8 protein-coding genes and 1 pseudogene are annotated in these 9,899 nt (G+C 43.0%); 3 read left to right on the forward strand and 6 right to left on the reverse strand.

The window, feature by feature from the left end:
* Nucleotides 1–616 (forward strand): C1 family peptidase (locus AC1DPZ_RS16315; RefSeq protein WP_477405257.1); only part of this gene is annotated, 616 nt, incomplete at its 5' end.
* Between the two features lie 259 nt (nucleotides 617–875).
* Here AC1DPZ_RS16315 and AC1DPZ_RS16320 read toward each other — a convergent pair.
* Nucleotides 876–1,460 (reverse strand): LOG family protein, encoded by a 585-nt coding sequence (locus tag AC1DPZ_RS16320; protein ID WP_477405259.1) that lies wholly within the window; start codon nucleotides 1,458–1,460, stop codon nucleotides 876–878.
* Nucleotides 1,461–1,647: 187 nt separating this feature from the next.
* Here AC1DPZ_RS16320 and AC1DPZ_RS16325 point away from each other — a divergent pair, with 187 nt between their 5' ends.
* Nucleotides 1,648–2,412 (forward strand): hypothetical protein, encoded by a 765-nt coding sequence (locus tag AC1DPZ_RS16325; RefSeq protein ID WP_477405261.1) that lies wholly within the window; start codon nucleotides 1,648–1,650, stop codon nucleotides 2,410–2,412.
* A 126-nt stretch (nucleotides 2,413–2,538) separates the two neighbouring features.
* Here AC1DPZ_RS16325 and guaB read toward each other — a convergent pair whose 3' ends face one another.
* The 3 genes from guaB to AC1DPZ_RS16340 form a co-directional block, all read right to left on the reverse strand.
* Entirely contained in the window at nucleotides 2,539–4,008 is a 1,470-nt protein-coding gene (gene guaB / locus AC1DPZ_RS16330) for an IMP dehydrogenase (protein ID WP_477405263.1), read from the reverse strand.
* A 193-nt stretch (nucleotides 4,009–4,201) separates the two neighbouring features.
* Nucleotides 4,202–5,485, reverse strand: a complete 1,284-nt coding sequence (locus tag AC1DPZ_RS16335; protein WP_477405265.1) for a M16 family metallopeptidase — start codon at nucleotides 5,483–5,485, stop codon at nucleotides 4,202–4,204.
* A 113-nt stretch (nucleotides 5,486–5,598) separates the two neighbouring features.
* Nucleotides 5,599–6,867, reverse strand: a complete 1,269-nt coding sequence (locus AC1DPZ_RS16340) for a M16 family metallopeptidase (protein ID WP_477405267.1) — start codon at nucleotides 6,865–6,867, stop codon at nucleotides 5,599–5,601.
* 197 nt (nucleotides 6,868–7,064) lie between these two features.
* Here AC1DPZ_RS16340 and AC1DPZ_RS16345 point away from each other — a divergent pair, with 197 nt between their 5' ends.
* Nucleotides 7,065–7,613 (forward strand): hypothetical protein, encoded by a 549-nt coding sequence (locus tag AC1DPZ_RS16345; RefSeq protein WP_477405270.1) that lies wholly within the window; start codon nucleotides 7,065–7,067, stop codon nucleotides 7,611–7,613.
* Nucleotides 7,614–7,730: 117 nt separating this feature from the next.
* On the opposite strand, the gene AC1DPZ_RS16350 is transcribed toward AC1DPZ_RS16345, so the two are convergent.
* Nucleotides 7,731–8,075: a phosphoribosylpyrophosphate synthetase gene (locus tag AC1DPZ_RS16350; protein WP_477405272.1), complete on the reverse strand. Its 345-nt coding sequence runs from the start codon at nucleotides 8,073–8,075 to the stop codon at nucleotides 7,731–7,733.
* Nucleotides 8,076–8,275: 200 nt separating this feature from the next.
* A pseudogene (locus AC1DPZ_RS16355) lies at nucleotides 8,276–9,899 on the reverse strand (hypothetical protein); the annotation flags it as partial.

Below are 9,899 nucleotides of genomic sequence, written 5' to 3' on the forward strand. Positions count from 1 at the left end.
GCTCGGTTCATGTACAGCCAACGCCATAGGCGGGGCTTTTCAGTTTGAATTGATGAGGCAAAAACTGCCTGTGTTTAATCCCTCGCGCCTGTTTATTTATTATAACGAGCGTGTACTGGAAAATCATGTTAAAGAAGATAGCGGCGCCCAGCTACGCGATGGCATTAAATCTGTAGCTACGCAGGGTGTTTGTGATGAAAAGCTTTGGCCGTATAACATCAGCAAGTTTGCCAAAAAACCTAAAAAGAAATTATATACCCTGGCAAAAAAAAATCAGGCTATTCAGTATACCCGCTTAAACAATATGAATATTACCGAGTTAAAATCGTGCCTGGCAACCGGTAATCCTTTTGTTTTTGGCTTTACTGTTTACCAGGCATTTGAAGGGAGCACAGTTGCCCAAACAGGCGTACTAAACATGCCCGGAAAAAATGAAAGTGTTTTGGGAGGCCACGCCGTAATGGCGGCCGGTTATGATGATAAAAAAAAGGCCTTTATTATTCGGAATAGCTGGGGCGACGGCTGGGGGCAAAAAGGGTATTTTTATATGCCCTATGATTACATAACCAGCACCGACCTGGCCGACGACTTTTGGACCATAAGTAAGGTGGAGTGAGTTTTTTGGGAGGAAGGATTTTTGGATTTTTGGACGTTCGGACGTTCGGACGTTCGGACAAAGGATGTTCGGACGAAGGATAAAGGATGTTTGGACAAAAGACAAAGGTTTTTTTGTCCAAAAGATAAAGACTTTGGATATGTTGGGCTTGCTTGTCCTTCCGTCCTTAATTTTTTGTCTGAAAATCCTTTGTCCGAAAGTCTTTTGTCCGAAAATCCGAACATCCGAAAGTCCTTTGTCCGAACTAAAGACTACCGGCCTAAGTCAGGTTTCTGTCCCTGAACCATACTTCATCAGGGGTAGCATTAAAACTATCCATCAGGCTTACCAGTTCTAGGGGGTCGCCGGAGGTTATTACCAGTTCGCGGTTGGTGGGTTTAAGGAACTTTTGTTCTACCATTACGTCCAGTTGTTTTAATAATGAATCATAGTATCCACCCACATTAAGCAAACCAATGGGATGATTATGTAAGCCTAATTGCAGCCACGTTAAAACTTCAAAAAACTCTTCGAGGGTACCTAAACCACCGGGAAGCGTGATGATACCTTCGCACAGGTCGTTCATCATTTGTTTGCGCTGGTGCATGTTGTCAACAATATGCAGTTCCGTTAAACCGCTGTGGCCAACTTCCTTGTCCATCAAAAATTGAGGGATCACTCCTATCGCTTTTCCGCCCCTGCTTAAAACAGCATCAGCAAGCAGGCCCATAACACCAACCTTGCCGCCGCCGAACACCAAAGTAATATTACGACTCACCATAACTTCGGCCAGTTGCTCAATAGCTTCTTTTAATATAGGGTCGCCGTTAAAGTTGGCGCCGCAGAATACGCAGATAGATTTCATTGTTCAATTATAACAAAAATTCCTTGCCCCTGAATTAAGCTTTTATTAACTCTTATAAACTGGGGCTACCTATGACCTTTTTGAAAAAAAAACTTTTTGTCATCCTGAACGGTTTCTTATTATTTTTTTGGCCTTTGACCATGATTAAGCATATGTTATTATTTATATCTTTAAAAAAACATATCTCATGAAAAAAATACTAACCTTATCAACTATGCTAATAATGAGTTATCTATCCTCATTAGCACAAACCATTGTTAACCCACAGGTGGAAAGCAGTGACGACTATAACAGTACCATAACCAAAGTGGAAACTGATGCAAAATTTACGGTTGTAAACTTTGAGTACACCGCCAGTTCTGATAATTCCTGGGCACAGCTCAATAAAGAGATCTACATTCAAACCGACCAGAGTAATGCACATTACAACTATGTAAAATCTGAAAACATAGCCATGGTACCTGCCAAACACACTTTAGCCAAAGCCGGCGAAAAGCTTTTATTTAAAGTATATTTTCAAAAAATACCACAACCCACAAAATCAATGGATATTATTGAAAGGGCTGGCAGAAGAACCGATGGCATTTCATTTTTTAACTTTTATAATGTAAGCTTAACCCAATCAGTCCCCGAAGGAACAAAAGTAAAAGTAACTGATGTTGTATTAATGCCGCCGCCCCCGGTTGACAGAGTTGAACAAGCTTTAAATGGCACGAATGAGATGGCAAATGCTATGAGTGCAATGGGTCCAATGTACACATCTATGGCAAAAAGCATGCTTGATGCACAATTTGCTTACTACAAGCAACCCGGTAAAATAGCCGAGATTGCCAAACTAAACAAAGAATATTTCGACGCGCTTATAAAAGAAGGCTTTACAAATGACCAGGCTTTAAAAATAATAACATCCAATAGCTTAATTCCAAAGTCGGCATCAGTTAACGGCCAATAAGCTCAAAGCAGAATGCGAAAAGCAAAAAGCTAATACGCTGACTATCAATAACGCAAAAGCCTGTGAGGTTATAATAAACTTTACAGGCTTTGCTATTTTTATTGCAGTACAGTATTTTTCCGGGAATTACCTGGTATAATTAGGCGCTTCCTTAGTAATTGTAATATCGTGCGGATGGCTTTCGCGCATTCCCGCTGCAGTGATACGTACAAATTTGGCGCGTTGCAGGTCTTCAATATTGGCAGCACCGCAGTAGTGCATACCGGCACGTAAACCGCCTATGTATTGGAATATCACTTCGGCCATGTTGCCTTTAAAGGGTACCCGACCAACAATGCCTTCTGGTACCAGCTTGGTAACCACATCGGTTTCATCCTGGAAGTAGCGATCTTTCGATCCTTTTGCCATAGCCTCAACCGAACCCATACCACGGTATGATTTAAACTTACGGCCTTCGTATATAATGGTTTCGCCCGGTGATTCTTCCACACCTGCAAATAACGAGCCTGCCATAATGGTGCTTGCACCAGCTGCTATGGCTTTTACAATATCTCCGGTTTGTTTGATACCACCATCGGCAATAACGGGGATACCGCGACCTTCTAATGCTTTAGCACATTCATAAACGGCATACAGTTGAGGTACACCCACACCCGCAATAATACGGGTTGTACAAATAGACCCCGGACCAATACCCACCTTAACTGCATCGGCACCGGCATCAGCCAAAGCAATTGCAGCATCGGCAGTGGCAATATTACCGGCAATAACCTGTAATTGAGGATGTAAGCTTTTAACAGCTTTCACCATATCAATAACTCCTTTTGAGTGACCATGAGCTGTATCAACAACAACCACATCAACACCGGCGTTGTATAAAGCGGTAACACGGTCGATGTTATCTGCCGCAACCCCAACAGCCGCGCCTACACGCAAACGGCCAAATGAATCTTTACACGCGTTAGGGAAGTTTTTAACCTTCTGGATATCTTTATAAGTAATTAAGCCTACCAGCTTGCCATCTTTATTTACTACAGGTAGTTTTTCTATTTTGTTGCCTTGTAATATTGCAGTAGCCTCAGTTAAAGTTGTTCCTTCCGGTGCAATGATCAGGTTAGTTTTGGTCATCACATCGCTAACAGGCAGCGTCATATCTTTCTGGAAACGCAGGTCGCGGTTGGTTATGATACCTTTAAGTTTGTGCTCTGCGTCAATAACCGGGATGCCTCCTATGCTAAATTCCCTCATGATCTGGAATGCGTCTGCAAGCAGCGCATCTTCCATCAATGTAACGGGGTCCTGGATCATTCCGCTTTCAGACCGTTTTACCTTGCGTACCTCATCAGCCTGTGCCTGTATGGTCATGTTTTTATGCAAAATACCAATACCACCAGCCTGGGCAATGGCAATTGCCAGCCCTGCTTCTGTAACGGTATCCATAGCGGCCGAAATAATAGGAATGTTTAAACGGATGCTTTTTGTTAAAAAAGTACCTGTGTTAACATCGCGCGGTAGTACTTCAGAATAAGCGGGGAGTAGTAAAACGTCGTCGTAGGTTAATCCTTCGGCAACAAATTTGGATGGGTCTAACTGCATAGCAAATAATTATTTTGGAGTTATTATTTGCCGGGCAAAGGTAATAAAAATTTAGGTAATCAGAAATGCTTTGTGAAATAGAGTCAAGAATTAAGAGTCAAGAATCAAGAATTTTACATTTCGCAGAAAAACGAAGTTTGTGCAGTCCGGTAGAAGCTGTCTTAACTCTTGATTCTTGACTCTTAATTCTTTTTCAATATTTGCCCACTATAACTTTATAGAAACTCTCAAAATGAAAATATTTATTGGCCAGTTCCTGCAGTTGCTGGGTGGTAACATTTTTTACTGTGGCTGCATATTTGTCGTAGTAATCATAATCAAGATCGGCAAAATAAATACTTTTAAACTTATCGGCATGTGAGAAAACATTCTCCAGGCTACCCAGTAGTGAACCCAGCATATAGTTACGCACCAGGCCGAGCTCTTCATCGGGTATCAGTTCGGTTTTTAATATATTGATCTCTTTTTCAATTTCGGTGATGGCTGCTTTGCAAACATCTGCCCCTACTTCTGTAGCTATAAAAAATGAGGCTCCCTGTTTAAACGGCCCCAGTCCCGAACCTATACCATAAGTATATCCCTTATCCTCGCGGATATTGGCCATCAGCCTCGATCCAAAATAGCCTCCTAAAACCGTGTTTAAAACCTGCAAAGGCTGAAAATCAGGATGGCTGCGGGTAATTACAGGTGTACCTATCCTAATGGCCGATTGTAAGGCATCAGGCTTTTCGGTAAAATAAAAAAGATCTTTGGATGCTTCAATCGGGGGTTGGGTAGTATCGGCAGGCGCATCACCATTAGTCCATCCTTTATCAAAAGTATCGGTAACGAGCGATAAGGTTTCCGGCTCAATTTTACCCGCAATTATAATAGTACAGTTTGATGGCTGATACTGTTGTTTATAATGGGCCAGTAGGTCATCGCGCTGCAATGTTTTATAATTATCAAAGCTGGCGCCTAAGCCATAAATGGTATCGCCATAAATGGCCTTGTTAAAATCCCGCCGGGCTACAACATCATTTTTTTGCAGGCTAACCTGTAGTTTTTGCTGTTGGTTACGCTTAAACGTTTCCAGTTCCTTCACCGGGAAAACAGAATCGGTAAGCAAATCCATAATAACCGGCAATGTGCTATGCAAATGCTTATTTAAGCTATATAGCGTAACCACCGAATTTTCGTAACCGTAATCAACCTGCAAAAAGGCGCCGTAAAAATCTATCTTATCTGCTATTTGCGCTGCATTCAAGGTGCTGGTTCCCTCGGTAAGCATCGTATTAGTCGCCATATTTAACAGCGGATTTGCCGGGTTGAAACGCAGGTTTGCAAAAATCCACTCAATACGTACCAGCTCCTGGTCGCCCGAGTTAAAACAATAAATATTGCAGCCATTATCAAGCTTTTTATGCCCGGGCCTTATCAGGGTTATATTATCGATAGCCTTAAAATCTGGGGCTAATGTTCTATCTATTTGGGTCATTGGTCAATTGTCATTAGTCATTGGTTTTCTTCTGAAACGGAATTCTTCGAATTAAAGAATTAGCAGAATTATTGAATGAAATTCGAAAATTCTTCAATTCAATAAATTCTGGTTCAGACTAACTCTGATTCAGGCATCTCCGCAGTTTGCTCCGCCAGGTAAACCAGCGTTGATGAATTGTCTTTCCTGAATATTTTATTGGCTACCGCTTTAATTTGCTCGCTGGTTACGGCCAGGTATTTTCCTGTTTCCTGGTTAAGCAAGCCGGCATCGCCAAGCAACTCAAACGAGGCCAGGTTCATGGCTTTATCCAGTAACGACATTTCAGAGAACACCATGGTTGATTCTGTTTTGTTTTGCACCTTGGTTAATTCATCTGCCGGCACCCCGGTATGCTTAACTTTCTCCAATTCGTCCCACAGTGCTGCTTCGGCTTGCTCAATGCTGATGTTTTCCAGTGGCTTACCTTCCAGCACAAACATGCCTTTATCCAGGCTGCTGGTAATGTAGGCATGCACCTCGCTAAAAATCTGCTTATCCTGCACTAAACTTCGGTACAGGCGCGATGAATGGCCGCGCGAAAGTATATCGCTCAACAGCTCCACCGCGTAATAATCCTCATCTAAACGGGCGCCCATCTGGAAAGCGATATAAACATCGTTTAAAGGCACTTTGGCGGTTACCGTTTCACGGCGTTCTTCATGCTGATCTGGCTCCTGCGGCAGGTTACGGTTGTACTTTTCGCCCGCTGGTATCGGCCCAAACCATTTCTCTGATAGTTGTTTTACTTCTTCGGTTGTTACGTTACCACCCACTACCATAATGGCATTTTGTGGATTATAGTGTTTCTTGAAAAACGCTTTTACGTCCTCAATCCGCGCATCCTCAATATGTTTGATGGTTTTACCTATGGTAGCCCACCTGTAAGCGTGCTCTTTATAAACCAGCGGACGAAGCTTTAACCAAACATCGCCATAAGGCTGATTAAGGTAGCGCTGCTTAAACTCCTCTATTACCACATTGCGCYGCACCTCAAGGCTTTTTTCGCTAAAAGCCAGGCTAAGCATCCGGTCGCTTTCCAGCCAGAAAGCAGTTTCGATATTGGCTGATGGCAGGGTGATATAGTAGTTGGTGATATCATTGCTGGTAAAGGCATTGTTTTCGCCGCCTACCCTTTGCAGGGGTTCGTCATAGCTGGGAATATTTACCGATCCACCAAACATCAGGTGCTCAAACAAATGGGCAAAGCCGGTTTGGTCGGGATTTTCATCGCGGGCTCCAACATCATATAGTATGTTGAGCACCGCCATAGGGGTAGTATTATCTTCGTGAACAATAACCCGCAGGCCATTATCCAATGTAAACCGGTTGAACTTAACCATGGACAGTCATATTTAAAACAAAGCAAATGTAAAAATTTTGTTGATATAGTTGTTTGATGCAAAAAAAGTCCGAAAGTCGGGAAAGTCCGAAAGTCGGAAAGTCCAAAAGAGGGGAAAGTTATTATGAAATATTTATTAAAATCTTCCTTACCTTGTGATACAAGATCCCGGTTCTTCGGGCTTTCGGACTAAAAAACATGACACAAGGAGAGCTCATTAAAAAGATAACCAGCATAATTGGCAAACCCAAGGTGCTTGAGCTTAGCAGGATATTAAAGGAAAAGCATTTTGCTTTACGCGATTTAATAGATATTACTTTTCAACAGGATAAAGCTGTTGCATTCAGGGCGGTGTGGATACTGGAAAATATTTTTTTATCAGATCCGGAAATTTATCTCGACGACCTGCACTATATGATCTCGCGGTTCGGCGAAGTGAAACACCCCGGATGTCAGCGCCATTATGCCAAAATAATAATGCACATTACTGATGCAAAGGCCCCGAAGTCGTTACAATTAAAGCTTCAGGAAATCGACTTTGAACCGGTGGTTGAGCAACTGTTTGACTGGATGATAAACCCCAGGGCAAAAGTTGCTGTAAAAATATTTGCAGCTTATGCCTTATTCAATTTAAAGGATTCATTCCCCTGGGTTAAAGAAGAGCTTACCGCCCAAATGGAGTTTTTAATGCGCAACGGCAGCGCAGCCATACAGGCAGGCGGGCGGAAAATATTGAAGGATTTATAAATGTGCAAATTTCAGATTTCAGATGTGCAAATAAAGCCTTTCGATAATCATCTGCACATTCGCAGCTCAATCATCTGCACATTTGAAATTTGCACATCTGTAATCTGTAATCTGATCTTACTCATGCGGCCTATCCTCACCGTGCAAATTATGGCTTACCTGGCCGTGGCGAAGCTTAGCGTGTATGGCAGATGAGCTGTCATCGGCATAAGTACCATAGGCATTTACCAATACGCCTTTAAGGCTATATTTTGGTGATGACACCGCATAAACTATCGACATATCATCGGGATTGCTGGCGCCTTCAAAACGGTAAAACTCGTCAATTATAAAATCATCGGCTCCCATGTGAATGGCCTGGGATTTATCATCTATTGTATCGCCTTCCAGGCTAAGGTTAGCCGTATATCCCCGTTTGAAAAGATCATTGGTGGCATCAAGTAAGCTTTCGTAATTTTTCATGGTGGTGATGTTTTGTTTAAGTAACAGCAATTGATACTGCCTTTATTTGTGTAACCAATGAACTATTGATGTTGTTTTGATTAATGAATAATAAGCCTCCTGTAAAACTGTATTAAACAAAATGTCTCATTGCATTTAAGCAACAAGACACTTTGTTTATTTAAGGTCCTCCCTTTTTGAAGAGGTTTAGGTGAGGCTATTTACTGCGCCTTAGCCAGCCACAGCGAAGCATTTAAATGCAAAGCCGGGTGCGAAGTATAACCCGAAGGTGCATCGCCAGACCAGCCATTAAACAGGTTATCGTTGGTATCGCCTGTGCCGTCATCGGCGGGTGAGCTATCACCAATAAATACAACCCTGCCACTGCCATATGTTGCTAAAAGTGCCATTGCGTTGGCCGTACCGCCATTAGTGGCACTGTTGCGCCAGAATAAGCCCTGCACGCTTGAGTTATTTGCAGGGTACAACGTAGCGGTTGATCCGTTATAGAAAGCCAGTTTTGAAGCCGTACCAGCCGCGCCGTTTAACACTATCTGCGCATTGGTATTGGTACCAGTATAAACGTTGGTTGAAGGGCCTTCGCTGATATCAACATAATTGATATTGAAACCAAAAGGATTGCTGTTATTGATCCCGTTGTTAGTCATCAAATCGTTCCAAACGCGGGGCGAATCGTAACCATCGCCATCCCTGTCAGACGGGTTGTAGCCATTGGCATCGGTACCGGCAGTTGTAGCTGCGGTGTGGTCGGCTATCATAAACAAGCCGCCACCATTGGCAACAAAATTCATTAAAGCAGTTTTCTCTGCAGCAGTGAATAAACGGTTAGGCTCAACAACCACAAATACATCATAATTGCTCAAATCCTGCGCGTTTGCAGTACCATAGGTAATGGCTGTTCCGCCTGGCAATGATTCTACCAGTTCACCGCGTTTTACCAGTTCAACAGCCCATGCCGAAATAGCGCCTTTCCAATAGGTTTCGGCAGTGCCGGCAGTAATGCCAGTATATGATGCCGTTGGTATGCGCTGTGCTTTGGTTTCAACAGTTGTACCGCCGGTGTAAAGTGGCACACTTTCGGTACCATCGGCATCAATTTGCCAATCAGCGCTGCCTGCATTTTCCAGGTGACTTGCATCAAACAGGAATTTTTTACCTGTAAGTACAGTGCCACCACCGCCGGTGCCGCCATTATCATTTATAGTAATATCATCAATATCTACACGATTAGTGCCGCCGCTTAGTTTGCGGATCTCTAAACGGGCTGTGCCGGTTACGCCGGTAATGGTAAAAGTTGATGTGGTTAATGTTGTGGTAGTAGTTATAGTTGAACCTGCCTGTGTATAGCTGGTACCACCGTTAACAGAATAAAACAAACCCCATGTACTTGCCGCGTCCGAGCCGTATGTACCACTTTTAATAGTAACGGTGCTTATGCCGGTGGTAACATCAAACAACATGGTTATTTTACCTGTATTGCGGATGCGTGCTGCCCATGAACCCGCTTTAAGATCGCCGGCAAGGTTGCCTATTAAGGCATCATACAGGTTCCATGAGTTGCCAGACAAGGTTACGTTATCGCCGCTGCTTGAACCTGTAGGCGAAACATCATAAGCAGTTTTAGGGCTGGTTGCCCCTACTTCGAAGCCCTGTGTAAGTGATACCGCCTGGATTTTAAGTTTTGTTACCGATGCTGTTTTGTTATCGGCAGCACTTTGAACCGGCTGATTTGCATTTTTTTGACAACCAGAAGCCAACGCTCCGGCAAAAGCTAAGGCAGCAAAAAGCAACCTCGGATTTGTAAATTTTAGCATAGTGTGTTTT

The sequence above is a fragment of the Mucilaginibacter sp. P4_G9 genome (assembly GCF_056400985.1).